The sequence below is a fragment of the Pseudomonas putida genome, from assembly GCF_005080685.1.
Lineage (GTDB): Bacteria > Pseudomonadota > Gammaproteobacteria > Pseudomonadales > Pseudomonadaceae > Aquipseudomonas > Aquipseudomonas putida_V.
Genome location: NZ_CP039371.1, coordinates 5857993 through 5881964, shown reverse-complemented (window position 1 = coordinate 5881964; position 23972 = coordinate 5857993). Strand labels below are relative to the sequence as shown.

The window sequence follows — 23972 nt, the reverse complement described above, 5'->3', positions numbered from 1 at the left end:
GGCGTTGCCGGCAAACGGGTAAAAAAAAGGCCGCGAAAGCGGCCCTTGGTGATCACAGCCCTTGCAGCAAGTCCGACATATCGTCGGCGTGCTCCTCTTCCTGGGCCAGGATGTCCTCGAAAATACGCCGCGTGGTCGGATCCTTGTCGCCGATGTACTGGATGATCTCGCGGTAGCTGTCGATGGCGATACGCTCGGCCACCAGGTCCTCGAGGACCATTTCCTTCAGCGAGCTGCCCGCGACGTACTGGGCATGGGAGTTCTTGCTCAGGTTGTCCGGGTTGAAGTCTGGCTCGCCGCCAAGCTGCACGATGCGTTCGGCCAGTTTGTCGGCGTGTTCGCTTTCCTGGTTGGCATGCTCGAGAAATTCCGCTGCCGCCACGCTCGCCTTGATGCCGCTGGCCATGAAGTAATGACGCTTGTAGCGCAGCACGCAGACCAGCTCGGTGGCCAGGGATTCGTTGAGCAGGGTGATGATGCGCTCGCGGTCGGCATGGTAACCCTCGGTCACGGCGCCGTTTTCCACATGCTGGCGGGCACGCTGGCGCAGGGTCTGCACATCGGTCAGTTCAGTGGCGTTCATGTTCATCTCCGAAAGAATCAGGGTGGTCATGGGATGTCTCGAGACTTACGCGCCGTGGGCGGCGTCGCTGTCTTCTTGGCGTTGTTTACAGGTCTTGAAACCCTTGGCGTCGACATGCCCGGTAGCGTCGAAGCGCACGTAGTAGGGCTGCTGGTGGCCGTCACGGTTGAGGATGTAGTCGTTGCAGATGCCGCCGTGGGGCAGATCGATGGCGTTGGACGGACTGCCGCCGATGGCGATGACCTTCTGCATGGTCATGCCGTTCTCGACCTGCTTGACCAGCGGCTCGTCGCGGTAGGTGACGTAGTCCACCGGGTTTTCCGGGCGGCTGCCGCAGGCGGCGAGGGTGGCGCTAGCCAGAAGGACTGCCAGGGTCTGCTTGTACATGGTCCCGCTCCTTGCTCAAGGGTCTGTTCAGGTTTGGAACCTCACGCGGCGCCGGGAGTTCGATTGCGATAGCCATTGGCCGCAAGCTAAGGTGATGCCTGCATCCATTGGAAGGGGCTGGGGCATGAGTCGGGAACTGGCTACGCGATACCCGTTGGTGCTGGTGCCGGGCATGCTCGGCTTCGTTCGCGTGCTGCTCTACCCGTACTGGTTCGGCATCGTGCCGGCGCTGCGCAAGGGTGGGGCGCAGGTGTTTCCGGTACAGGTCTCGCCGCTGCATTCCAACGAGGTGCGGGGTGAGCAACTGCTGGCGATCATCGAAGACATCTGCCAGCGCACTGGCGCTGCCAAGGTCAACCTGATCGGCCACAGCCAGGGCGCCCTCAATGCCCGCTACGCCGCGGCCAAGCGCCCCTGGCGAGTCGCCTCGGTGACCTCGGTGGCCGGCCCCAACCATGGCTCGGAACTGGCCGACCACCTCTCGCGCTCGGCACCGGGAGACTCACCGCGGGGGCGCTTGCTCAGGGCGGTGCTGTACGCCTGGGCACGGCTGCAGATGTGGCTGGAGACCGGTTGGCGCCGCGAGTCGCTACCCCTCGATGTGCATGCCTCGCACCAGTCCTTGACCAGCGCCGGGGTAGCACTGTTCAACCAGGCTTATCCACAGGGTCTGCCCGAGACCTGGGGCGGCCAGGGGCCGGCCGAGGTCGACGGCGTACGCTATTACTCCTGGTCGGGCACCGTGCAGCCAGGTCGTACCGACCGGGGCCGCAACCGTTTCGATGGCAGCAGCTATTTCTGCCGGCTGTTCGCGCGCAGCTTCGTCAAGGAAAAGGGCCAGTGCGATGGCATGGTCGGGCGCTTCAGCTCTCACCTGGGGCAGGTGATCGGCGACGATTACCCGCTCGACCACCTGGATATCGTCAACCAGTCCCTTGGCGCCGTGGGCAAGGGCGCCGAGCCGCTGCGCCTGTTCACCGAACACGCCGCCCGGCTCAAGGCCGCCGGCCTCTAGCGGCGCACGGGTGTGGTCCAGCGCTCGGCCAGCACCACACCGGCCAGGGTCAGCAGGCCGCCGGTGAGGTGGTAACTGGCCAGGCGTTCGTCCAGCACCCCTGCGGCGATCACCGCCGTCACTACCGGCAGCAGGTTGAAGAACAGGGTCGTGCGGCTTGGCCCCAGGCGATGCACGGCCTGCATCCAGACCAGTGGGGCGATCATCGAGGCGAGCATGCAGGCATACAGCACCAGGCCGATGTTGCGGCTGTTCAGGCCGGTCTTGTCCGAGAGCAAGAACAGCGGCAGCAATACCACGATAGCCACCAGCACCTGCAGGTACAGCACCTGCATCGGCGGCAGGCGCAGCTGCCATTTTTTCAGCAGGAAGCTGTACAAGGCGTAGGCCACGGTGGCAAGCAGCATCAGCAGGTCGCCGCCGTTGAGCCCCTGGGCCAGCAGGTTGCTGGGGTGGCCGGCGGACACCACGGTGACCACCCCGATCAGCGATACCAAGGCGCCGACCAGGGCGCCATAGCTCAGACGCTGGCCCAGCCAGGCAATGGAGAGGGCCAGCGACATCAGCGGCATCAGCGACAGGATGATGCCCATGTTGGTGGCGCTGGTGATGCCGGCGGCGAAGTAGGCCAGGCTCTGGTACATGGCCATCCCCAGCACGCTGAGGATGGCGATCTTGCCCAGGTGCGGGCGGATCGCCGCGCGGTTGCGCCAGGTGGCGGGCAGCAGGAACGGGGTGAACAGCAGGCCCGCCAGCAGCCAGCGATAGAAGCCGATCTCGGCGGGAAAGATGGCGCCGGCGGACATCTTGGTGACCACGGTATTGCCGGCCCAGATGAGGATGGCGATCAGGGGAAACGCGTAGTTCATGCAGCAGGGGGCTCGTCGTGCTGGCGCAGGCGCCTTGGCCGCACAGTATGCAGGTTGATGCCCCGATGGAATGTAAAAAAATTTGTCTACACTTCAGGCGCATCCCGTGCATCGGGCGCGGAGACAAGGAGATCACTCCATGAAGATGTTGCACGCTCCATTGCTGGTCCTGGCCGTGCTGTTCAGTGCACAAGGATTCGCAGCGACTGCCCAGCAAGAGAAGATGAAAACCTGCAACGCCGATGCCACCGCCAAGGCGCTCAAGGGCGATGAGCGCAAGGCGTTCATGAGCACCTGCCTGAAAAAGGACGTCCCACAGACCCAGCAGGAGAAGATGAAAACCTGCAACGCCGATGCCAACACCAAGGCGCTCAAGGGTGACGAGCGCAAGGCCTTCATGAGTGACTGCCTGAAGAAGAAGTGAGCTGCGCCTATGCCTGCAGGACTAAGGCTGGCAGACTGCGGATCTGTCCTGTTGTCTGCCGTTGAGGCTGTATGACCTTTACCCCCCGCCAGATCACCCTGGCCAGTTGGATCATCGTGTTTGCCGGCCTGTTGCTGGCGCTGCCCCTGAAATTGCTCCCCAGCCTGTTGGCCGGGCTGCTGGTGTTCGAGCTGGTGAACATGCTCACCCCGCGCCTGCAGCCGCTGATCGCCGGGCAGCGCGCGCGCTGGCTGGCGGTGGCGCTGCTCGGCACCCTGGTGGTCACCACCCTGACCTTGCTGATCGCTGGCGCGTTCAGTTTCCTGCTGCACGAAGCGGAAAACCCTGGAGCCTCGCTGGACAAGTTCATGGCCCTGGTGGAGCGCGCCCGTGGCCAGTTGCCGCCGTTCATCGAGGGTTACCTGCCAGCCAGCGCTGCCGAGTTCAAGGTTGCCATCGGCGACTGGTTGAAGAGCCACCTGGGCGAACTGCAGCTGGTCGGCAAGGGCATGGCACACATGTTCGTCACCTTGCTGATCGGCATGATCCTCGGCGCCATCGTCGCCTTGCAGCGCATTCCCGACATTTCCCGGCGCAAGCCGCTGGCCGCGGCGTTGTTCGAGCGCTTGAACCTGCTGGTGCAGGCGTTTCGCAACATCGTCTTCGCGCAGATCAAGATCTCGCTGCTCAACACCACCTTCACCGGCATCTTCCTGGCGGTGGTGCTGCCGCTGTTCGGCGTGCACCTGCCGTTGACCAAGACCTTGATCGTGCTGACGTTCCTGCTGGGCCTGCTGCCGGTGATCGGCAACCTGATGTCCAACACGCTGATCACCATCGTCGGGCTGTCGCTGTCGATCTGGGTGGCGATGGCGGCGTTGGGGTATTTGATCGTCATCCACAAGGTCGAGTATTTCCTCAACGCGCGGATCGTTGGTGGGCAGATCAGTGCCAAGTCGTGGGAGCTGTTGCTGGCGATGCTGGTATTCGAGGCGGCGTTCGGGTTGCCTGGGGTGGTGGCGGGGCCGGTGTACTACGCGTATCTGAAGAGTGAGTTGAAGCGGGCCGAGCTGGTCTGAGTCTGTCTGTACCGGCCCTTTCGCGGGCAAGCCCGCTCCTACACGGGTAGCACCGCCCACGAAACCGGCGCAGATCCTGTAGGCGCGGGTTTACCCGCAACGAGGCCAGTGCAGTCAGTCGCACACTATCAGACCGCCCCGTACCGCTTGCGCGCCTCGATCGCCAACCCGCTGCCGATGCTGCCGAAGATGTTGCCTTCGACATGCCGCGCATTCGGCAGCATCGCCGCCACGCTGTTGCGCAGCGCCGGGATCCCGCTCGAACCACCGGTGAAGAACACCGTGTCGACCTGGGTCTGGCTCACGCCGGCCTTGGCCAGCAGCTCGCTCACGCTGCCGCGCACACGCTGCAGCAGCCCCTCGATGGCTTCCTCGAACAGCACCCGGGTCAGTTCCGCGGCCAGGGCCGGCTCGACCCGGCCCAGGTCGATGTTGCGGCTCGGCTGTTCGGTCAGCTCGATCTTGCTGGCTTCCACTTCCATCGCCAGCCAGTGCCCTGCGCGCTGTTCGATCAACTTGAACAGACGGTCGATACCCTGGGTGTCCTCGATGTCGTAGCGCATGCTGCCCAGGGCCAACTGCGATTTCTGCCCGTACAGGGCGTTGATGGTGTGCCAGGTAGCCAGGTTCAGGTGGTAGCTGGTGGGCATCAACGCACCGCTCTTCATCCGGCTGCCATAGCCGAACAGCGGCATCACGCCCTGCAGGCTCAGCTGCTTGTCGAAGTCGGTACCACCAATGTGCACGCCGCCAGTGGCGAGGATGTCGCTCTGGCGCTCGGCCACTTGATGGCGCTCGGGCGAAAGGCGGATCAGGGTAAAGTCCGAGGTACCCCCGCCGATATCGACGATGAGCACCAGTTCTTCACGGCTGATGCCCGACTCGTAGTCGAACGCCGCGGCAATCGGCTCGTACTGGAACGACACGTCCTTGAAGCCGATCTTGCGCGCCACGTCTGCCAGGGTGTCCTCGGCCTCCTGGTCGGCGGCCGGGTCTTCGTCGACGAAGAACACCGGGCGACCCAGCACGACCTGGTCGAAGCTGCGCTCGGCGGCGGCCTCGGCGCGCTTTTTCAGCTCGCCGATGAACATCCCCAGCAGGTCCTTGAATGGCAAGGCGCTGCCCAGCACGCTGGTGTCGTGCTTGATCAGCTTGGACCCCAGCAGGCTCTTGAGCGAGCGCATCAGGCGGCCTTCGTAGCCCTCGAGGTATTCATGCAGGGCCAGGCGGCCATAGACCGGACGACGCTCCTCGATGTTGAAGAAGACCACCGAGGGCAGGGTGATCTTGCCGTCTTCCAGGGCAATCAGCGACTCGCTGCCAGGGCGGTGCCAGCCGACCGTGGAGTTGGAGGTGCCGAAGTCGATGCCCAGGGCGCGGGCCGGGGATACGTCAGACATGGGAAAAAGCTTCCGAAGGCAAAACGGCCGCGCAGTGTATGCCAGTTGGCTACAGAATCAAGACCGGTCGTCTGCCCCAAGACAAAGCCAAGCGAACCTTGAAAGGCTATGCTTGGCCCTTATCTTCAGATGCAACATGCAAATTCACACGGGTGTTCCGTAGATGGACTTCAAAGACTATTACAAGATACTTGGCGTAGAGCCCACGGCGGACGAGAAGGCGATCAAGACCGCCTACCGCAAGCTTGCGCGCAAGTATCACCCCGACGTCAGCAAAGAGCGTGACGCCGAGGAGAAATTCAAGGAGGCCAACGAGGCCTACGAAGTGCTGAGCGATGCCGAAAAGCGCGCTGAGTTCGACGAGATCCGCAAGTACGGCGGCCAGCACGGTCGGCCCTTCCAGGCCCCGCCGGGCTGGGAGAGCCGAGGCGGCGCGGGCGGCGGCTTCGAAGGCGGCGACTTTTCGGATTTCTTCAGCTCGATCTTCGGCGCACGTGGCGGCAATCCGTTCGGCGGTGGGCGTGGTCAACAACGCAGTGCCGGCAGGCGGGGGCAGGACGTGGAACTGGAACTGGCGATTTTCCTCGAGGAAACCCTCAACAAGGAATCCAAGCAGATTAGCTTCCAGGTGCCGCAGACCAACGCCGCTGGCCAGCGTACCGGTTTCACCACCAAGACCCTGAACGTGAAGATCCCCGCCGGGGTTACCGATGGCGAGCGTATTCGCCTCAAGGGCCAGGGCGCTCCGGGCGTTGGCGGCGGGGCCAATGGCGACCTGTTCCTGACCATCCGCATGGCACCGCATCCGCTGTTCGATGTCGAAGGTCATGACCTGATCATCACGGTACCGCTGGCACCGTGGGAGGCCGCGTTGGGCACCAAGGTGGCCGTGCCGACCCTGACCGGCAAGATCAACCTGACCATCCGCCCCGACAGCCAGAGCGGCCAGCGCCTGCGGGTGCCAGGCATGGGCCTGGCCAACAAGAAAGGCGAACGTGGCAACCTCTACGCGCAGTTGAAGGTGGTGATGCCGCCGACTTCAGACGAGTCTGCCCGCGAACTGTGGACCAAGCTTTCGGAGAAGGCTGCGTTCGATCCGAGGACACAATGGAGTAAGTGACCATGAGCAGCACCCTGATCGTTCAACTGGACATGCGTACCCTTTGTCAGGAAGCCGATATCACGGCTGACTACGTGATCGAGATCGTCGAGCACGGGATCGTCGAACCGTTGGGGCGAACGCCGGAAGACTGGCTGTTCGACGATCAGGCGCCGCTCGTGGCCAAGCGCGCGGCGAAGTTGCACCAGGAGCTGGAGCTCGAATGGGAAGGTGTGGCGCTGGCCCTCGAGTTGCTGCAGGAGGTGCAGCAGTTGCGTCACGAGAACAGCATGTTGCGCCAGCGCCTGGGGCGGTTCACCCAGATGTAAATTTGTTTGCCTGCACCGGCCTCTTCGCGGGACAAGCCCGCTCCCACAGGTACCCCACTATTTTCAGATTCAGTGGGGTACTTGTGGGAGCGGGCTTGTCCCGCGAAGAGGCCGGTGCAGGCAGTGAGAATTCAAGCGGGCTCCCACAGGTACCCCACTATTTTCAGATTCAGAGGGGTACTTGTGGGAGCGGGCTTGTCCCGCGAAGAGGCCGGTGCAGGCAGTGAGAATTCAAGCGGGCTCCCACAGGTACCCCACTATTTTCAGATTCAGTGGGGTACTTGTGAGCGGGCTTGTCCCGCGAAGAGGCCGGTGCAGGCAGTGAGAATTCAAGCGGGCTCCCACAGGTACCCCACTATTTTCAGATTCAGTGGGGTACTTGTGGGAGCGGGCGTGTCCCGCGAAGAGGCCGGTGCAGGCAGTGAGAATTTAAGCGGGCTCCCACAGGTACCCCACTATTTTCAGATTCAGTGGGGTACTTGTGGGAGCGGGCGTGTCCCGCGAAGAGGCCGGTGCAGGCAGTGAGAATTCAAGCGGGCTCCCACAGGTACCCCACTATTTTCAGATTCAGAGGGGTACTTGTGGGAGATTCTATGGTTTTCAGCAAACCAATTTCCCGCCTTTTGTGACGTATTCGTCCTGATTTTTCATCAGGGCGAATGCTACCCGCGCAAGCTTTCTTGCCAGGATTACTAAAGCTTGGGTTGTGGCTTTACCTGTGCTCCGATGCTGTTCGTAAAACCCTCTCCAGGCAGCCGATCTGCTGGCAGCCATCGCAGCGTTATGCAATAAGCGACGAATTTCTGAACAACCTCGCTTGGTGAGGCGGCGGCGTCCATTCTTTTGTCCGGAATCACTCACTCGCAGATCCATTCCCAAGAATGCAATGTACGAGTCACTGCTTTTGAATTCGCCCCTCATAAAAGCCATCACCAACGCGGTGGCGGTGAGAAAACCAATACCCTCTACCGCCTGGCAGCGAGCGACTTGCTCGTGCAGCCCAGCCTCTCGGAGTACTTCTTTAATCTTCTTTTGGATCAATTGATCCAGTCGATCTATCGACTTTAAGAAGGTCTCGAAGGCGGTTTTCAAAAGGCTTTCATTCGCCCAGCTTTGAGTCATAGCCGTGCGAGCAGTCACCAATCTGGCTCTGCGCCGAAGGAGACTCTGAAGCTTGCTGTAGACAGCAGGAGGCGGGCTCCAAGGGCGGAGGTCCTCACCTTCGTTTTTCAGAAAACGGGACAGCAACCGAGCATCAGACGGATCGGTTTTTACCCGCCCACCGACACTTTTTCTGTAGTTGCTGAGTTGAAAGCCATCAATGACATAAACCTCAAAACCCAGGTGATGGGCCAGCTCGACCAAGTCCAGGTGATAGACATTGGTTGCTTCAACTGCGATAGCAGTATTGAGAGGCTGCTGCTTCAGCCACCTTTTGATTTCGAGTTTGGAATTTTTCAGCCTGATGATCTCATCACGATCATCGTGATGGATAACCAGTTCTACTTTCGCGACATCCACCCCCCATGATCAACTTGCTTACCTGCATTGCCATGGGCGGCTCCTCACGTTATGGTTTTTCGGCTTGAAGGGGTTTCACCCAGAGGCGCTGGCTTGCTTCTATCGTCGCTTGCAAACGATGCATTCTTTATCGGCGCTTTGGTGGAAGGGGTGGGGCGATGTCTCCCACGGTCTGTACTGCTGCGAACAGTCAGAATCGGGTATTTAGTCCCACCACCCCTTCAAGTCTAACCATACAAGCGGGCTTGTCCCGCGAAGAGGCCGATGCAGGCAGTGAGAATTCAAGCGGGCTCCCACAGGTACCCCACTATTTTCAGATTCAGTGGGGTACTTGTGGGAGCGGGCTTGTCCCGCGAAGAGGCCGATGCAGGCAGTGCAGCATTCAAGCGGGCTCCCACAGGTACCCCACTATTTTCAGATTCAGTGGGGTACTTGTGGGAGCGGGCTTGTCCCGCGAAGAGGCCGATGCAGGCAGTGCAGCATTCAAGCGGGCTCCCACAGGTACCCCACTATTTTCAGATTCAGTGGGGTACTTGTGGGAGCGGGCTTGTCCCGCGAAGAGGCCGATGCAGGCAGTGCAGCATTCAAGCGGGCTCCCACAGGTACCCCACTATTTTCAGATTCAGTGGGGTACTTGTGGGAGCGGGCTTGTCCCGCGAAGAGGCCGGTGCAGGCAGTGAGAATTCAAGCGGGCTCCCACAGGTACCCCACTATTTTCAGATTCAGTGGGGTACTTGTGGGAGCGGGCTTGTCCCGCGAAGAGGCCGATGCAGGCAGTGAGAATTCAAGCGGGCTCCCACAGGTACCCCACTATTTTCAGATTCAGTGGGGTACTTGTGGGAGCGGGCTTGTCCCGCGAAGAGGCCGATGCAGGCAGTGAGAATTCAAGCGGGCTCCCACAGGTACCCCACTATTTTCAGATTCAGTGGGGTACTTGTGGGAGCGGGCTTGTCCCGCGAAGAGGCCGATGCAGGCAGTGAGAATTCAAGCGGGCTCCCACAGGTACCCCACTATTTTCAGATTCAGTGGGGTACTTGTGGGAGCGGGCTTGTCCCGCGAAGAGGCCGATGCAGGCAGTGAGAATTCAAGCGGGCTCCCACAGGTACCCCACTATTTTCAGATTCAGAGGGGTACTTGTGGGAGCGGGCTTGTCCCGCGAAGAGGCCGATGCAGGCAGTGAGAATTCAAGCGGGCTCCCACAGGTACCCCACTATTTTCAGATTCAGTGGGGTACTTGTGGGAGCGGGCTTGTCCCGCGAAGAGGCCGATGCAGGCAGTGAGAATTCAAGCGGGCTCCCACAGGTACCCCACTATTTTCAGATTCAGTGGGGTACTTGTGGGAGCGGGCTTGTCCCGCGAAGAGGCCGATGCAGGCAGTGCAGCATTCAAGCGGGCTCGGCCCCCGGATTCAACACCAACTGCATGAGCGTCAAATCCAGCCAGCGCCCGAACTTCACCCCCACCTGCGGCATCTGCCCGGTGATCACGAACCCCAGCCGTTCATGCAGGCGCACCGACGCCGCATTGCCACTTTCGATGGCCGCGACCATCACATGCTTGCCGCAGCCCCGCGCCCGCTCGATCAACGCAGCCATCAACAGCGGCCCCAGGCCCTTGCCGCGCTGGTCGTCACGCACGTACACCGAGTGCTCCACGGTCAGGCGAAAGCCCTCGAAGGGCCGCCAGTCGCCGAACGAGGCATAGCCCAGTACGCCGCTGTCATCGACCGCCACCAGGATCGGATAGCCCTGTTCGGCGCGGGCGGCGAACCACGCCTGGCGGTTGGCCAGGTCCACCGGCGTTTCGTTCCAGATCGCGGTGGTATTGCGCACCGCGTCGTTGTAGATGTCGAGGATGCCCGGCACGTCGGTGGGCTGGGCGTCGCGGATGTCGTGGCTCATTGCAGGGTCTCACAGGGTCGATCGGTGCAGATTAAATGGTTACCAGCCCGCGCACACCTTCGGCCTGCATGTTTTCACCGCGCCCACGCTGGACGATCTCGCCGCGGGCCATGACCAGGTACTGGTCGGCCAGCTCTTCGGCGAAGTCGTAGAACTGCTCGACCAGCAGGATGGCCATGTCGCCACGCTCGGCCAGGCGCCGGATGACCGCGCCGATCTCCTTGATCACCGATGGCTGGATGCCTTCGGTGGGTTCGTCGAGGATCAGCAGGCGGGGGCGGCTGGCCAGGGCGCGGCCGATCGCCAGCTGTTGCTGCTGACCGCCGGAGAGGTCGCCACCACGGCGCTGTTTCATCTGTTCCAGTACCGGGAACAGCTCGTAGATGAAGGCCGGGACTTCACGGGCCTCGCGGGCGCTGAAGCGCGAAAGGCCCATCAGCAGGTTCTCTTCCACGGTCAGGCGCGGGAAGATCTCGCGGCCCTGGGGCACGTAGGCGATGCCGGCATGGACCCGTTGTTGCGGCTTGAGCGAGGTGATCGGCTTGCCTTCCCATTCGACGCTGCCTTCGCGGGCCGCCACCAGGCCCATCAGGCAGCGCAGCAGGGTGGTCTTGCCGACGCCGTTGCGTCCGAGCAGGCAGGTCACTTCGCCGACCTTGGCCTCGAAGGACAGGCCGCGCAGGATATGGCTGCCGCCGTAGTATTGGTGCAGGCTGTCGATTTTCAGCATATTTTGTCCTTGGTATTGATCAGCGACCCAGGTAAACCTCGACCACCCGCTCATCGGCCTGCACCTGATCCAGCGATCCTTCGGCCAGCACGCTGCCCTGGTGCAACACGGTGACATGGTCGGCAATGCTGCCGACGAAGCCCATGTCGTGCTCCACCACCATCAGCGAATGGGTGCCGGCCAGGCCCTTGAACAATTCAGCGGTGAACTCGGTCTCGGCATCGGTCATGCCCGCCACCGGCTCGTCGAGCAACAGCAACCGCGGCTCCTGCACCAGCAGCATGCCGATCTCAAGGAACTGCTTCTGCCCGTGCGAAAGCAGGCCCGCCTGGCGCTGGGCCAGGGGCAGCAGGCGCAGGGTGGTCAGCACCTCTTCGATGCGGGTGCTCTGCTCACCGCTCAAGCGCGCGGCCAGGCTGGCCCACACCGACTTGTCGGCCTTGAGCGCAAGCTCCAGGTTCTCGAACACCGTCAGCGCCTCGAACACCGTGGGCTTCTGGAATTTGCGGCCAATGCCTGCCTGGGCGATCTGGTACTCGCTCATGCGGGTCAGGTCGAGGGTGTCGCCGAAATATGCGCTGCCGGTGTCCGGGCGGGTCTTGCCGGTTATCACGTCCATCATCGTGGTCTTGCCGGCGCCGTTGGGGCCGATGATGCAGCGCAGCTCGCCCACGCCGATGTACAGGTTCAGGGCGTTCAGCGCCTTGAAACCATCGAAGCTGACGCTGATGTCCTCGAGGCTCAGCACCGTGCCGTGGCGGGTGTCCAGGCCGGCCTTGCGGGCGTGGCCGAGGCCGATCGCCTCGCGGCCAGAGCCCAGTTGGTCGAACACCGGTTCGAGCATGAATTCCGGGTGTACCGGTGGCAGGCCTTTCATGGCTGGCTCCTTTTCTTCAGCAAGCCGACAACGCCCTTGGGCAGGTACAGCGTGACGAGGATGAACAGGGCCCCGAGGAAGAACAGCCAGAATTCCGGGAAGGCCACGGTGAACCAGCTCTTCATGCCATTGACCAGGCCTGCGCCCAGCAGTGGACCGATCAGCGTGCCGCGCCCGCCGAGGGCCACCCACACGGCGGCCTCGATGGAGTTGGTCGGCGACATCTCGCTGGGGTTGATGATGCCCACCTGGGGCACGTACAAGGCACCGGCCAGGCCGCACAGCACGGCGCTCAGCACCCATACCAGCAGCTTGAAGCCACGAGGGTCGTAGCCACAGAACATCAGGCGGTTCTCGGCGTCGCGCACAGCGGTGAGCAGGCGCCCGAACTTGCTGGTGGTCAGGCGCCAGCACAGGTACAGGCTGGCCAGCAGCAGGCCGACGGTGAGCGTGAACAGCACCGCCCGGGTGCCCGGCGCGGCAATCTCGAAGCCAAGGATGCTGCGGAAACTGGTGAAGCCATTGTTGCCGCCGAAGCCGGTCTCATTGCGGAAGAACAGCAGCATGCCGGCGAAGGTCAGGGCCTGGGTCATGATCGAGAAATACACGCCCTTGATCCGTGAGCGGAAGGCGAACCAGCCGAACACCAGGGCCAGCAATCCAGGGGCCAGGACCGCCAGGCACAGGGCCCAGGCGAAGTGCTGGGTGCCGGCCCAGTACCAGGGCAATTCGGTCCACGACAGGAAGGTCATGAAGCCAGGCAGGCCATCGCCTGCGGCCTGGCGCATCAGGTACATGCCCATGGCATAGCCGCCCAGGGCGAAGAACAGGCCATGGCCGAGCGAGAGCAGCCCGGCATAACCCCAGACCAGATCCAGGGCCAGGGCCACGATGGCGTAGCACAGAACCTTGCCGATCAGGGTCAGCGTATAGGCCGAGACCTGCAGGGCATGGTCCGCCGGCAGCAGTGACAGCAGCGGCAAGGCCAACAGCAGCAGGACGACGACGGCGCCGACGGCCAGCGACAGGCGCGGCCCGGCTTTTTGCGCAGCGGTGACAAGCAGTGGCTGGTTCATCAGTCGATTACCCGTCCCTTGAGGGCGAACAGGCCTTGCGGTCGCTTCTGGATGAACAGAATGATCAATGCAAGGATGAGGATCTTGCCAAGCACCGCACCGATCTGCGGCTCCAGCAGCTTGTTGGCGATGCCCAGGCCGAACGCTGCCCACAGGCTGCCGGCCAGTTGCCCGACGCCGCCCAGCACCACCACCAGGAACGAGTCGATGATGTAGCTCTGGCCCAGGTCCGGGCCGACGTTGCCGACCTGGCTCAGGGCCACGCCGCCGAGTCCGGCGATGCCTGAGCCGAGGCCGAAGGCGAGCATGTCGACGCGGCCGGTGGACACGCCGCAGCAGGCGGCCATGTTGCGGTTTTGGGTCACCGCGCGCACGTTCAGGCCCAGTCGTGTGCGGTTGAGCAGCAGCCAGGTCAGCACCACCACGGCCAGGGCGAAGCCGATGATCACCAGGCGGCTGTAGGGCAGCACCAGGTTGGGCAACAGCTGGATACCGCCGGACAGCCAGGCCGGGTTGCTGACCTCGACGTTCTGCGCGCCGAACAGCAAGCGGATGGCCTGGATCAGGATCAGGCTGATGCCCCAGGTCGCCAGCAGGGTTTCCAGCGGGCGGCCATACAGGTGGCGAATGATGGTGCGCTCCAGCGCCATGCCGACCCCGGCGCTGACGGTGAAGGCCACCGGCAGGGCGATCAGTGGGTAGAACTCGATGGCGCCGGGGGCGTAGCGCTGCACCAGCACCTGGACCATGTAGGTGCTGTAGGCGCCGAGCATGAGCATCTCGCCATGGGCCATGTTGATCACCCCGAGCAGGCCGAAGGTGATGGCCAGGCCCAATGCCGCCAGCAGCAGGATCGAACCCAGCGACAGGCCGCTGAAGGCCTGCCCGAGCAGTTCGCCGAACAGCAGCTTGCGTTTGACCTGGGCGAGGCTGGTCTCGGCGGCGCTTCGCACGTTGGCGTCGGTTTCGGCACCGTCCTGCAGCAACGCTTCGAGGCGGGTACGTGCCAACGGATCGCCGGTTTCCCCGAGCAGGCGCACGGCGGCCAGACGCACCGCAGGTTCGCTGGCACCCAGTTGCAGGTTGGCCAGGGCCAGGCTCAGGGCGGCGTGCACGGCGGGATCGGTTTCAGTGGCAAAGCGCCGGTCGAGGTAGGCCATCTGCGCGGGTTTTGCACTTTTTTGCAGTTGCTGGGCAGCCGCGAGGCGCACGGCGCTGTCGTCGCTGAGCAATTGATGGCTGGCCAGGGCGTTGTCGATCAGGCCGCGCAGGCGGTTGTTCAGGCGCACCTTGCGGGAGTCGTCCGCGGCGATGCGGCCCTGGCGCAGGTTTTCAAGCAGCGCCAGGCGTCCGGCATCGGGTTGCGCCGCCCAGCCTTCGAGCAGGCGGGCTTGCTCGGCGGGCTTGGCGGTGAGGAAGAATTCGCCCTCGCTGGCCTGGGTTGCCAGGGGCAGCAGGAGCAGGAGGGTGAGCAGGAATCTGAGCATTAGGTATTCCTGTGAAGTCAGAATAAGGCGAGGGCTTTGCCCTCGATCGCGACACAAGGCCGCTCCCACAGACAGGACGCGTACCCATGTGGGAGCGGCCTTGCGTCGCGAAAGGGCCGCGAAGCGGCCCCAATCACTTAATTGGCTTTCACCGCGTAGTCAGGCCGCTTGTCGTTGCCCGGGATGAACGGGCTCCAAGGCTGGGCGCGCAGCGGTTGCTCGGTCTCCCACACCACGCTGAACTGACCGTCGTCCTGGATCTCGCCGATCATCACCGGCTTGTGCAGGTGATGGTTGGTCTTGTCCATGGTCAGGGTGAAGCCCGACGGCGCCTTGAAGGTCTGCCCGGCGAGGGCCTCGCGGACCTTGTCGACATCGGTCGACTTGGCCTGCTCGGCTGCCTGTGCCCACATGTGGATGCCGACATAGGTGGCTTCCATCGGATCGTTGGTCACGGCCTTGTCGGCACCCGGCAGGTTCTTGGCCTTGGCGTAGGCCTTCCAGTCGGCGACGAACTTCTGGTTGACCGGGTTATCCACCGACTCGAAGTAGTTCCACGCTGCCAGGTGACCGACCAGTGGCTTGGTGTCGATGCCGCGCAGTTCCTCTTCACCCACCGAGAACGCTACCACCGGGACGTCGGTGGCCTTCAGGCCCTGGTTGGCCAGTTCCTTGTAGAACGGCACGTTGGAGTCGCCGTTGACGGTGGAGATCACAGCGGTCTTGCCACCGGCGGAGAACTTCTTGATGTTGGCGACGATGGTCTGGTAGTCGCTGTGGCCGAACGGGGTGTACACCTCTTCGATGTCCTTGTCGGCCACGCCTTTGCTGTGCAGGAAGGCACGCAGGATCTTGTTGGTGGTGCGCGGGTAGACGTAGTCGGTACCCAGCAGGAAGAAGCGCTTGGCGCCGCCGCCGTCTTCGCTCATCAGGTATTCCACTGCGGGAATGGCCTGCTGGTTCGGCGCGGCGCCGGTGTAGAACACGTTGGGCGACATTTCTTCGCCTTCATACTGCACCGGATAGAACAGCAGCCCGTTGAGCTCCTCGAACACCGGCAGCACCGACTTGCGCGACACCGAGGTCCAGCAGCCGAACACCACCGCGACCTTGTCCTGGGTCAGCAGCTGGCGGCTCTTTTCGGCGAACAGGGGCCAGTTGGAGGCCGGGTCGACCACCACCGGTTCGAGCATCTTGCCGTTTACACCGCCCTTGGCGTTGATCTCGTCGATGGTCATCAGCGCCATATCCTTGAGCGACGTCTCGGAAATGGCCATGGTCCCCGACAGCGAATGCAGGATGCCGACCTTGATGGTCTCGGCGGCCTGGATGCTCCAGCTCAGCCCCATCGCCGCGATCGATGCGCTGAGGGTAAAGGCCTTGATCAGACTGCGACGCTTCATGTGCTCTCTCCGATGCGTGTTTTTTTGGTTTTGGCCAAGCGGAGATAGGCATTGCAAGGGGTGTGCCGGGTGGCAAAAGGGGCAAGATAGAGCGGTTGTGCGAGGTATTGGGGCGTTGCTGCGGTCCAGGTTGGTGCCTGGCGAATTTGCGTGCACAGCATTGGGGCTGCAAAGCAGCCCCGATTTCAATCAGCCGTTACGCACCGCGGTGCGGGGATGGCGCTTGCTGCGCACGAACTGGTAGGTGATCGCCAGCACCACGAACCAGATCGGCGTTACGACGAGCGCCGCGCGGGTGTCCGACTCCAGGCTCAGCAGCACCAGGATGAAGGCGAAGAACGCCAGGCACACGTAGCACATGAAGCGCCCGCCCGGCATCTTGTAGCGCGATGCCTGGTGCAGCGCCGCACGTTGCTTGCGGTAGCTCAGGTACGACAGCAGGATCAGTGTCCAGACGAACATGAACAGCACCGCCGACACCGTGGTGACCAGGGTGAAGGCTTCGACCACATCGGGTACCAGGTAGATCAGCACCGCGCCCAGCAGCAGGCAGGCGCAGGAGAAGTACAGGCCGTTGGCCGGCACGGCGCGCCGCGACAGGCGCTCGAACGCTTGCGGTGCATCGCCTTCCTGGGCCAGGCCGTAGAGCATCCGGCTGGTGGAGAATACGCCGCTGTTGGCCGACGACGCCGCCGACGTCAGCACCACGAAGTTGATGATGCTGGCCGCCGCTGGCAGGCCGGCCAGCACGAACAGTTCGACGAACGGGCTCTTGCCCGGTACCACGTCGCGCCATGGGGTGACCGCCATGATGGCGATCAAGGCTAGCACGTAGAACACGATGATGCGGATGGGGATCGAGTTGATCGCTCGCGGCAAGGTGCGCTCGGGGTTCTTCGCCTCGGCGGCGGTGGTGCCGACCAGCTCGATGCCGACGAAGGCGAACACGGCGATCTGGAAGCCGGCGAAGAAGCCCATCAAGCCGTTGGGGAACATGCCGCCATCGTTCCACAGGTTGGCCAGTTGCGCGGTGCTGCCGCTGGGCGAGGTGAAGCCGGTGACGACCATGTACAGGCCGGTGGCAACCAGGCCGAGGATGGCGACGATCTTGATCAGGGCGAACCAGAATTCCATCTCGCCGAACAGTTTCACCGTGACCAGGTTCAGCGACAGCAGCACGGCCACGCAGGCCAGCGCCGGTTTCCACTGCGGCAGGTCGGGGAACCAGAACTGCGTGTAGGCGGCGATCGCCACTACGTCGGCGATCCCGGTGACCACCCAGCAGAACCAATAGGTCCAGCCGGTGAAATAGCCGGCCCAGGGGCCGAGCAGGTCCGCCGAGAAATCGATGAACGACTTGTAGTTGAGGTTCGACAGCAGCAACTCGCCCATCGCACGCATGACGAAGAACAGCATGAAGCCGATGATCATGTAGACGAACAGGATCGACGGCCCGGCCAGGCTGATGGTCTTGCCCGAGCCCATGAACAGGCCGGTGCCGATGGCGCCGCCGATGGCGATCAACTGGATGTGGCGGTTGGTCAGGTTGCGCTGCAGATGTTGTTCATCTGGCGCTGTGGGTGAAGTTTGCGTCATTAAGCTGCATTCCCTTGAGAGTCAGTCTTCTTGTGTGAAATAGCCGGGTAGGCTAACACGCGCGTCCCAATTCGGGGCGCGACAGATCGACTCGACTTTTGGGTAACAGTATTCCTCCTGCACTGGCCTCTTCGCGGGTAAACCCGCTCCTATAGGCACGGCACAGGCTTCGAAACCGGTGCTGTACCTGTGGGAGCGGGTTTACCCGCGAAGAGGCCGGTGCAGGCTAGGACTCAGGCGCTGGCCAGCAGCCGACGGCGCCTCACCACCAGGCTATCGACCACCCACATGACCACCATCGACACCCCCACCAGCGGGAACAACACCCCGAGCACCAGCATCACCCCCACGGCGGTCTTCCAGCGCGGCAGGTCATGGCGCAGCGGCGGCACGCCCAGCCCGCCCTGGGGCCGGCGCTTCCACCACATCACCAGGCCGCTCACCGAACCCAGCAGAATCATCAGGCACACCAGCAGGATGACGATCTGGTTCAGCGCCCCGAACATCTTGCCCTCGTGCAGCATCACCCCCAGCTCGGTGGCCCGTGCCACCGGGTTGTAGTGGGCCCAGCGCACGTCGGCCAGCACTTCCCCGGTGTACTGGTCGACATGCAAGGTGGCATCGTTGCGCGGGTCGTCGGCGAACACCGAAACGGTGAACACACCGTCGGCGGTGGTCGGCAGGGTGATGCTGTAGCCAGGTTCGACCTTGCGCGCGCTGGCGATGTCCTCGACCTGTTGCAGGCTGACCTGCGGCGCGGCCGGCATGTCGGACATCATGTGATGCCCGGCATGTTCGGCATGCGCCCCGGACTGGGGCATCGGCGTGTTCTCCATCGCCCAAGGCACGGTCTGGCGGTGGGCGTTGTTCAGTTCGCCTGCCTGGCGGTCCGACTTGGGCACATCGTTCCACATGGCTGCCGGGAAGCGGTTCCACACATCGGCGTACTGCTTGCCCCACATGCCGGTCCAGGTCATGCCGCTGAGCAGCATCAACAGCAGCAGCGCCGAGCCCCAGAACCCGCTCACCGCGTGCAGGTCGCGCCAGAGCACGCGCCCCTTGGCGCCGACCCGCGGCCATAGCACGCCCTTGGCGTTGCGCCCGCGCGGCCACCACAGGTACAGGCCGGACACCACCAGCACGATGCCCCAGCCGGCCGCCAGCTCCACCAGGCGGTCGCCGACCGTGCCGACCATCAGCTCGCCATGCAGGGCGCGGGCGATGGCTTGCAGGTTCTGCTTGGCGTCCTGCTCGCCAAGCACCTTGGCGCTGTATGGGTCGACGAACACATTCAGTTCGCGGCCAGCGTCATGCACCACGAACTGCGCGCTGCGCTCGGCGTCGACCGGCGGCAGGTACTGGCCGACATGGCCTTGTGGGTAGGCCTTGCGCACCTCGGCCAGGAGCGTGTCGGCGCCCTGTCGGTGGTGGCCGGCCTCGACGACCATCAGGTCGCGGTACATCCACGGGTCCAGCTGTGGCTTGAACAGGTAGATGATCCCGGTGATCGCCAGCAGGATCATGAAAGGGGCGACGAACAGCCCGGCATAGAAGTGCCAACGCCAGGCCAGGTTGTAGAAGGAAACGCGTGTTCCGCTCATGGGAACCTCCTGTGTGACCAGCTGAAGGCGCGCCCGTGGACGCGCCCGTTGTTGTTGTCAGAAGCTGAAATCGACCTTGGTCCAGAAGGTCCTGCCTGGCTCGTTCACCGGCTGTGGATCGGTGGCCGGGTAGCCGAACCCGGCATTCCCGGCCAGGTTCAGGTGCTCGGCGTAGGTCTTGTCGAACAGGTTGTCGACCCCCGCGCTGAGCTTGAGGTTGTTGTTCACCTTGTAGGCGCCGTTGAGCGAGAACACGCCGAAGCCGGCACTCTTGTCGTAGTCCTTGCCGACCACGTTGCCCTGGTTTTCGGAGATGCGGTTCTGCGCCGCCACCAGTCGCCACAGGGCACCGGCACTCCAGGTGTCGCGGCTATAGGTCAGGCCCAGGCGGCTTTCCAGAGGTGGCATCTGCGGCAGGGCCTTGCCGTCACTGCTGTTCTTGCCCCAGGCGTAGGCCAGGGTGGCGTCGGCCTTCCACTGCTCGGTGAGCTTGTACGCCGCGCCCAGTTCACCGCCCATGATGCGGGCGTCGATGTTCTGTGCCTGGGTGCTGCTCATGCCCATCATGGCGCTGCGATAGTCGAACAGGATGTAGTCGCGGACCTGCCCGACATAACCCGAGGCCCAGGCCTCCAGGCGCGCGTCGCGGTACTGGATGCCGAAGTCGAGCTGGGTGGTCTTCTCCGGCTTGATGCTGTCGAAGGCGTTGAGCGAGCCGGCAGGGCCCTGGTCCGGGGAAAACAGCTCCCAGTAGTCAGGGAAGCGTTGGGCATGGCCGAGCCCGACGTAGGTGGTGGCTGGCAGTGCAGTCAGGTCATGTTCGTAGCGTACGAAGCCGCTGGGCAGGGTGTCGGCGCGGGTGTTGCCGTTGGTGGCGCTGTCGTCGCGAAAATCCCGCGCCGAGGCGCGGTCCAGGCGCAGGCCGGTGATCAACCGATCCTCGCCGGTGGCGTACCAGGTGAGTTCGCCGAAGGCACCGTAGTTGTGGAAGTCGGCGTCCTTGGTCCAGGGCTCGTTCTTGTAGGTGTCGACACCCATGGCGCTGCGGGCGCGGTGCTCGTTGGTCTGTGCGTCGATGCCGCTGATCAGTTGCACATCGGCCCAGCGCCAGGTCGCCTTGATGCGCGCGCCCAGGGTGCGGCGGTCCACGGCCGCGGCCATGGGGCCGGCCATCATGCCGGTGCCCGACGGCGTGCGCAGGCTGTAGTTGTCCATCACATGGTCGGCGTAGTTGTAGTAGACCTGTGCCTCGACCTTGTCGAGCACCTCGCCCAGGTTGGACTTTTCAAAGCGCAGGCCGAGGCTTTCGCGCTTGAACTGCGCGCCGTCCATGCCACGCCCGGCATAGCGCGCCTCGCCATCGCCCTTGCCGGCGGTGAGTTCGAGCAGGGTGTCCTGGTCGGGGGTCCAACCCAGGGTCACGTCGCCGTTCCACTTCTCCCAGCGCGACGGCACGGTATCACCGTTGCCATCCTGGTAGTCGTCGGAGCGTGACTGGTTGCCGACGAAGCGTGCATACGCCTGGCTGTTACCGGCGGCGGCATCGAGCACCTTGTCGAAGCGGCCGTTGGAGCCGGCCAGCAGGCTGGCGTTGACGCGGCTGCCGAGACTGCCGAATCGTTCCGGTTCGCGTTCGAAGAGGATGGTACCGGCCGAGCCGCCTGGGCCCCAGATCACGCTTTGCGGACCTTTGATCACGGTGAGGCGGTCGTAGGTTTCCGGTGAAATGTACGAGGTCGGCGCGTCCATGCGGTTGGGGCAGGCGCCGAGCATCACGCCACCGTTGGTGAGGATGTTCAGGCGCGAGCCGAACATGCCGCGCAGCACCGGGTCGCCGTTGGTGCCGCCGGCACGGATGGCGGAGAACCCCGGGATGGTCTTGAGGTAGTCGGCGCCATCGCTGGCCGGCACCGGCTGGCGTGGGTCCTTGGGGTTGGTGACCACGGTCAGCGGCGAGCTCGGCGCCAGCGCGGTGATCACCGTCGGGCTCAGTTCGGGCGATGTTTGCTCATGGCCTTCATGGCCTGGCTCGGCAGCCAGGGCCAGGGGCGCGATCAGCGAGCCGCACAGGGCAGCGAAGGTCCCTCGCAGGGACAGGGCGGATACAGGGGTGCAGCCGGACATAGTGATTCCAGTCGATCAGTCATGAGTGTGCGCGGGGCCAGTGGGCTCCGTGCTGCAAATAGGTGATTCAGACGACGATCGAAAGGGGCGGGGCGCGGCTGCGGGCGCCGGGGAACACTGCCTGTCGGGCATGGCCGTCAAGCGTTGGCGCGGGTAAGTGGGCGCTGGGCGCGACAGCGCCAGCGGTGAGCGGGCTGAGGGTCTGGGGCAATGCGGGGCAGTTGAACAGCAGGCTGCAATAGCCGCACTTTTCCCACATCACATGCAGTTGGCCATCACCCCCGTGACCATGATGATTGTCCGCCCCGTGCTCGTCGGCCATGGCCATGCTCATCGGCATGCTCATGTCCATCGGCATGTTCATGCCGGCGTGGTGCTCCATCGGCATCGACTGGGAAACCAGCGGTCCGATGAAGATCATCCACATGGCGAACAGGCTCAGCCAGCTGCCCCTGGTGCGTGCGCGTTCAGGGCGTGCGGTGTGGCGTGAGCGATAGCGCGGCAGGCTCATGGCCGGTGCCTGTCAGTGGCTCAGTGCGCGTGTTCGTGCGCCGCTGGCTGATCGCCAGGCGGCTGCTTCTGCACGGCCACCTCGACGGTGACGTCGCCGGCCTTCTCGAAGTGCAGGGTCAGCGGGAAGCGCTTGCCGTCGCTGAGCAGGCTGCGGTCCTTCGGTTGCATGAGCATCACATGGTAGGCGCTGGGGGCGAAGGTCACGTCCTTGCCAGCAGGCACCGCGACGTCGGCGACCTGACGCATCTGCATGGCGCCGCTGGCGGCCTGGGCGTGCTCGTGCAGTTGGACGTCGTCGCTGATCGGGCTGTCGACCGAAAGCAGGCGATCATCGGCCTTGCCGTTGTTGTGCACGACGAAATAGGCCGCGACGTTGGGGGCGTTCGGTGGCAGCTGCAGCGACCATGGATGGGCGATATGCAGGTCGCCGACGGTGTATTCGTGAGCATTGGCGTAGGCGCCAGGCAGCAGCAGGGCAGCCAGTACGAGGGCATGCTTGAGCATGGGGTGATTCTCCGTTGCGTTCAGGTTCAGGCGGTCAGCGTGATGAACTCAGGTCAGCGGAGAGGCACGGGGATTGAGCGCAGGCCATAGCTGGCGCGGCGTCGGTTGGTAGTTGGCAAGCGTTAGCAGGTGCCCGGCCAGCAGCGTGGGCGGGTTGTGCAGTTGTGGCGGATAACCGGGCAAGGCCAGCAGCGGCGCGCCGCCGGAGCAGCACCAGCAGTGCTGCATGTTGGAATGGTCGTCGCTTTGCGTGCCCAGGTCGATCTTGGCCAGGGCCTGGACGTCGGCCTTGGCCTTGCCGGCCATGCTGGAACAGAAAGCCCCCCACAGCAGCTGTTCGGCCGGCCCCTTGGGCGCGGCAGAAGACAGCGGCATGGCCAGCAGGTTGAACAGCACTGCTAGGCAGGCTATCCAGGCTATGTGCCGACGTGGGGGCATGGAGAGATCCGGTCAGGAATCGTGGGCGGTATTGTAAGTCGGAGTATAGGTAAAAAGATCGGGTGCGGTGAAGTGACGCAGTTGGACGGCAAGATGCAGCGGAAGCGGTGCCGTCCACTTCGCGGGCAAGCCAATGTCAGACCTTGCTGCGGCCCATCAGCCCGCGCACGGTCTCCTGCAGGTCGGCCGGCAGCACCACGACCTTGGCGTTGTCGCTGCCCGCCAGGTTCTCCATGGCGCCGATGTAGCGTTCGCCCAGCAAGTACATGGCCGGCACCGTCTCGCTGCCCACGGCTTCCTTGACCAGCGAGATTGCCCGCGCCGAAGCCTCGGCCAGGTTGATCTGCGCTTCGGCGTCGAGCTTGGCCGATTGCAGCCGCGCCTCGGCCTCGAGGATAGCCGCCTGCTTGGCACCTTCGGCACGGGTCACGTCGGCTTTACGTTCACGCTCGGCGGCCGCCTGGCGTTCCATGGCCATCTGCATGTTCTCGGAGGGTTTGATGTCCTGGATTTCCACCGAGCGCACGGTCACGCCCCAGTCTTCGGTTTGCTCGGACATCGCTTCGCGCAGGCGTGCCTTGATCTGCTCGCGGCTCGACAGCGCTTCGTCGAGGTCCATGGCGCCGACGATGGCGCGCAGCGAGGTCATGGTCAGGCTGGTGACGGCGAACGAGAAGTTCTGCACGCCATAGGAGGCCTTCTGCGGGTCGACCACCTTGGCGAAGCACAGGGCATTGGCGACGATCACGGCGTTGTCGCGGGTGATGATTTCCTGCTGCTGGACGTCGAGGATGATGTCCTTGGTCGGCAGGCGGTAGGCGACCACATCCATGTAGGGGATGACGATGTTCAGGCCGGGCTTGAGCGTGCTGTGGTAACGGCCCAGGCGCTCGACGATCCACTCTTCGCCCTGGGGCACGATGCGCACGCCCTTGAACACGGTGATCAGTACGAACACGGCGAGGGCGCCGACGACGATGAGGCTGGTCATGTTGCTAAGTTCCTTTTAGTGCGGG

22 protein-coding genes and 1 pseudogene are annotated in these 23972 nt (G+C 63.6%); 5 read left to right on the top strand and 18 right to left on the bottom strand.

What is annotated here, in order from left to right:
• Window positions 1-52: 52 nt before the first annotated feature.
• Both E6B08_RS27310 and osmE read right to left on the bottom strand, forming a co-directional pair.
• On the bottom strand, window positions 53-583 hold the full coding sequence (locus E6B08_RS27310; RefSeq protein WP_136917500.1) for a ferritin-like domain-containing protein: 531 nt from the start codon (window positions 581-583) through the stop codon (window positions 53-55).
• A gap of 45 nt (window positions 584-628) precedes the next feature.
• Window positions 629-970, bottom strand: coding sequence for an osmotically-inducible lipoprotein OsmE (osmE, locus tag E6B08_RS27305; RefSeq protein ID WP_136916814.1), 342 nt, complete (start codon window positions 968-970; stop codon window positions 629-631).
• A gap of 124 nt (window positions 971-1094) precedes the next feature.
• Here osmE and E6B08_RS27300 point away from each other — a divergent pair, with 124 nt between their 5' ends.
• Complete coding sequence (locus E6B08_RS27300) at window positions 1095-1985, top strand: esterase/lipase family protein (RefSeq protein ID WP_136916813.1); 891 nt, start codon at window positions 1095-1097, stop codon at window positions 1983-1985.
• On the opposite strand, the gene E6B08_RS27295 is transcribed toward E6B08_RS27300, so the two are convergent.
• Window positions 1982-2854, bottom strand: a complete 873-nt coding sequence (locus E6B08_RS27295) for a DMT family transporter (protein ID WP_136916812.1) — start codon at window positions 2852-2854, stop codon at window positions 1982-1984. The two genes, E6B08_RS27300 and E6B08_RS27295, sit on opposite strands and share 4 nt — an antisense overlap.
• Window positions 2855-2993: 139 nt before the next feature.
• Here E6B08_RS27295 and E6B08_RS27290 point away from each other — a divergent pair, with 139 nt between their 5' ends.
• Entirely contained in the window at window positions 2994-3278 is a 285-nt protein-coding gene (locus E6B08_RS27290) for a PsiF family protein (RefSeq protein WP_136916811.1), read from the top strand.
• A 71-nt stretch (window positions 3279-3349) separates the two neighbouring features.
• A complete protein-coding gene (locus E6B08_RS27285; RefSeq protein WP_136916810.1) occupies window positions 3350-4357 on the top strand; it encodes an AI-2E family transporter in 1008 nt (335 codons plus the stop codon).
• 128 nt (window positions 4358-4485) lie between these two features.
• On the opposite strand, the gene E6B08_RS27280 is transcribed toward E6B08_RS27285, so the two are convergent.
• Complete coding sequence (locus E6B08_RS27280; RefSeq protein ID WP_136916809.1) at window positions 4486-5757, bottom strand: Hsp70 family protein; 1272 nt, start codon at window positions 5755-5757, stop codon at window positions 4486-4488.
• Window positions 5758-5920: 163 nt separating this feature from the next.
• On the opposite strand from E6B08_RS27280, the gene cbpA reads away from it, so the two are divergent.
• Window positions 5921-6877 (top strand): curved DNA-binding protein, encoded by a 957-nt coding sequence (gene cbpA, locus E6B08_RS27275; protein ID WP_136916808.1) that lies wholly within the window; start codon window positions 5921-5923, stop codon window positions 6875-6877.
• A gap of 2 nt (window positions 6878-6879) precedes the next feature.
• A complete protein-coding gene (locus E6B08_RS27270; protein WP_136916807.1) occupies window positions 6880-7185 on the top strand; it encodes a chaperone modulator CbpM in 306 nt (101 codons plus the stop codon).
• A gap of 600 nt (window positions 7186-7785) precedes the next feature.
• On the opposite strand, the pseudogene E6B08_RS27265 reads toward E6B08_RS27270, so the two are convergent.
• The 14 genes and pseudogenes from E6B08_RS27265 to E6B08_RS27200 form a co-directional block, all read right to left on the bottom strand.
• Window positions 7786-8740 (bottom strand): annotated as a pseudogene (locus tag E6B08_RS27265) (IS110 family transposase).
• A gap of 1351 nt (window positions 8741-10091) precedes the next feature.
• The gene (locus E6B08_RS27260) at window positions 10092-10607 is read right to left on the bottom strand and encodes a GNAT family N-acetyltransferase (RefSeq protein ID WP_136916806.1); all 516 of its coding nucleotides are present in this window, start codon (window positions 10605-10607) and stop codon (window positions 10092-10094) included.
• Between the two features lie 31 nt (window positions 10608-10638).
• Entirely contained in the window at window positions 10639-11337 is a 699-nt protein-coding gene (gene urtE, locus E6B08_RS27255) for an urea ABC transporter ATP-binding subunit UrtE (protein WP_136916805.1), read from the bottom strand.
• A gap of 19 nt (window positions 11338-11356) precedes the next feature.
• The gene (urtD, locus tag E6B08_RS27250) at window positions 11357-12214 is read right to left on the bottom strand and encodes an urea ABC transporter ATP-binding protein UrtD (RefSeq protein WP_192938596.1); all 858 of its coding nucleotides are present in this window, start codon (window positions 12212-12214) and stop codon (window positions 11357-11359) included.
• Window positions 12211-13290: an urea ABC transporter permease subunit UrtC gene (gene urtC / locus E6B08_RS27245; RefSeq protein ID WP_136916804.1), complete on the bottom strand. Its 1080-nt coding sequence runs from the start codon at window positions 13288-13290 to the stop codon at window positions 12211-12213. The genes urtD and urtC overlap by 4 nt, the downstream gene beginning before the upstream one ends.
• Window positions 13290-14777 carry an urea ABC transporter permease subunit UrtB gene (gene urtB, locus E6B08_RS27240; RefSeq protein WP_136916803.1) on the bottom strand — a complete coding sequence of 496 codons (1488 nt, stop codon included), beginning with the start codon at window positions 14775-14777 and terminating at the stop codon, window positions 13290-13292. The genes urtC and urtB overlap by 1 nt, the downstream gene beginning before the upstream one ends.
• Window positions 14778-14914: 137 nt before the next feature.
• Window positions 14915-16180: an urea ABC transporter substrate-binding protein gene (gene urtA / locus E6B08_RS27235; protein ID WP_136916802.1), complete on the bottom strand. Its 1266-nt coding sequence runs from the start codon at window positions 16178-16180 to the stop codon at window positions 14915-14917.
• Window positions 16181-16369: 189 nt separating this feature from the next.
• Window positions 16370-17776 carry a D-serine/D-alanine/glycine transporter gene (gene cycA, locus E6B08_RS27230; protein ID WP_136916801.1) on the bottom strand — a complete coding sequence of 469 codons (1407 nt, stop codon included), beginning with the start codon at window positions 17774-17776 and terminating at the stop codon, window positions 16370-16372.
• Between the two features lie 233 nt (window positions 17777-18009).
• Window positions 18010-19377 (bottom strand): PepSY-associated TM helix domain-containing protein, encoded by a 1368-nt coding sequence (locus E6B08_RS27225; RefSeq protein WP_136916800.1) that lies wholly within the window; start codon window positions 19375-19377, stop codon window positions 18010-18012.
• Window positions 19378-19434: 57 nt separating this feature from the next.
• Window positions 19435-21501: a TonB-dependent copper receptor gene (locus E6B08_RS27220; protein ID WP_136916799.1), complete on the bottom strand. Its 2067-nt coding sequence runs from the start codon at window positions 21499-21501 to the stop codon at window positions 19435-19437.
• Window positions 21502-21568: 67 nt separating this feature from the next.
• Window positions 21569-22012 (bottom strand): DUF2946 domain-containing protein, encoded by a 444-nt coding sequence (locus tag E6B08_RS27215; RefSeq protein ID WP_136916798.1) that lies wholly within the window; start codon window positions 22010-22012, stop codon window positions 21569-21571.
• A gap of 20 nt (window positions 22013-22032) precedes the next feature.
• On the bottom strand, window positions 22033-22518 hold the full coding sequence (locus tag E6B08_RS27210) for a copper chaperone PCu(A)C (RefSeq protein ID WP_136916797.1): 486 nt from the start codon (window positions 22516-22518) through the stop codon (window positions 22033-22035).
• A gap of 48 nt (window positions 22519-22566) precedes the next feature.
• A complete protein-coding gene (locus E6B08_RS27205; RefSeq protein WP_136916796.1) occupies window positions 22567-22956 on the bottom strand; it encodes a DUF2946 domain-containing protein in 390 nt (129 codons plus the stop codon).
• A 136-nt stretch (window positions 22957-23092) separates the two neighbouring features.
• Window positions 23093-23947: an SPFH domain-containing protein gene (locus E6B08_RS27200; RefSeq protein WP_136916795.1), complete on the bottom strand. Its 855-nt coding sequence runs from the start codon at window positions 23945-23947 to the stop codon at window positions 23093-23095.
• Between the last annotated feature and the right edge of the window lie 25 nt (window positions 23948-23972).

Excerpts from the sequence above, each read along its gene's own strand:
- E6B08_RS27280 (WP_136916809.1), bottom strand. The coding sequence starts at position 5,757 with ATGTCTGACGTATCCCCGGCCCGCGCCCTGGGCATCGACTTCGGCACC.
- E6B08_RS27220 (WP_136916799.1), bottom strand. The coding sequence starts at position 21,501 with ATGTCCGGCTGCACCCCTGTATCCGCCCTGTCCCTGCGAGGGACCTTC.
- urtD (WP_192938596.1), bottom strand. The coding sequence starts at position 12,214 with ATGAAAGGCCTGCCACCGGTACACCCGGAATTCATGCTCGAACCGGTG.
- E6B08_RS27270 (WP_136916807.1), top strand. The coding sequence starts at position 6,880 with ATGAGCAGCACCCTGATCGTTCAACTGGACATGCGTACCCTTTGTCAG.
- E6B08_RS27290 (WP_136916811.1), top strand. The coding sequence starts at position 2,994 with ATGAAGATGTTGCACGCTCCATTGCTGGTCCTGGCCGTGCTGTTCAGT.
- E6B08_RS27260 (WP_136916806.1), bottom strand. The coding sequence starts at position 10,607 with ATGAGCCACGACATCCGCGACGCCCAGCCCACCGACGTGCCGGGCATC.
- E6B08_RS27300 (WP_136916813.1), top strand. The coding sequence starts at position 1,095 with ATGAGTCGGGAACTGGCTACGCGATACCCGTTGGTGCTGGTGCCGGGC.
- E6B08_RS27310 (WP_136917500.1), bottom strand. The coding sequence starts at position 583 with ATGAACGCCACTGAACTGACCGATGTGCAGACCCTGCGCCAGCGTGCC.
- urtB (WP_136916803.1), bottom strand. The coding sequence starts at position 14,777 with ATGCTCAGATTCCTGCTCACCCTCCTGCTCCTGCTGCCCCTGGCAACC.
- E6B08_RS27285 (WP_136916810.1), top strand. The coding sequence starts at position 3,350 with ATGACCTTTACCCCCCGCCAGATCACCCTGGCCAGTTGGATCATCGTG.
- cbpA (WP_136916808.1), top strand. The coding sequence starts at position 5,921 with ATGGACTTCAAAGACTATTACAAGATACTTGGCGTAGAGCCCACGGCG.
- E6B08_RS27200 (WP_136916795.1), bottom strand. The coding sequence starts at position 23,947 with ATGACCAGCCTCATCGTCGTCGGCGCCCTCGCCGTGTTCGTACTGATC.
- E6B08_RS27215 (WP_136916798.1), bottom strand. The coding sequence starts at position 22,012 with ATGAGCCTGCCGCGCTATCGCTCACGCCACACCGCACGCCCTGAACGC.
- urtE (WP_136916805.1), bottom strand. The coding sequence starts at position 11,337 with ATGCTGAAAATCGACAGCCTGCACCAATACTACGGCGGCAGCCATATC.
- E6B08_RS27225 (WP_136916800.1), bottom strand. The coding sequence starts at position 19,377 with ATGAGCGGAACACGCGTTTCCTTCTACAACCTGGCCTGGCGTTGGCAC.
- urtC (WP_136916804.1), bottom strand. The coding sequence starts at position 13,290 with ATGAACCAGCCACTGCTTGTCACCGCTGCGCAAAAAGCCGGGCCGCGC.
- cycA (WP_136916801.1), bottom strand. The coding sequence starts at position 17,776 with ATGACGCAAACTTCACCCACAGCGCCAGATGAACAACATCTGCAGCGC.
- E6B08_RS27295 (WP_136916812.1), bottom strand. The coding sequence starts at position 2,854 with ATGAACTACGCGTTTCCCCTGATCGCCATCCTCATCTGGGCCGGCAAT.
- E6B08_RS27210 (WP_136916797.1), bottom strand. The coding sequence starts at position 22,518 with ATGCTCAAGCATGCCCTCGTACTGGCTGCCCTGCTGCTGCCTGGCGCC.
- E6B08_RS27205 (WP_136916796.1), bottom strand. The coding sequence starts at position 22,956 with ATGCCCCCACGTCGGCACATAGCCTGGATAGCCTGCCTAGCAGTGCTG.
- urtA (WP_136916802.1), bottom strand. The coding sequence starts at position 16,180 with ATGAAGCGTCGCAGTCTGATCAAGGCCTTTACCCTCAGCGCATCGATC.
- osmE (WP_136916814.1), bottom strand. The coding sequence starts at position 970 with ATGTACAAGCAGACCCTGGCAGTCCTTCTGGCTAGCGCCACCCTCGCC.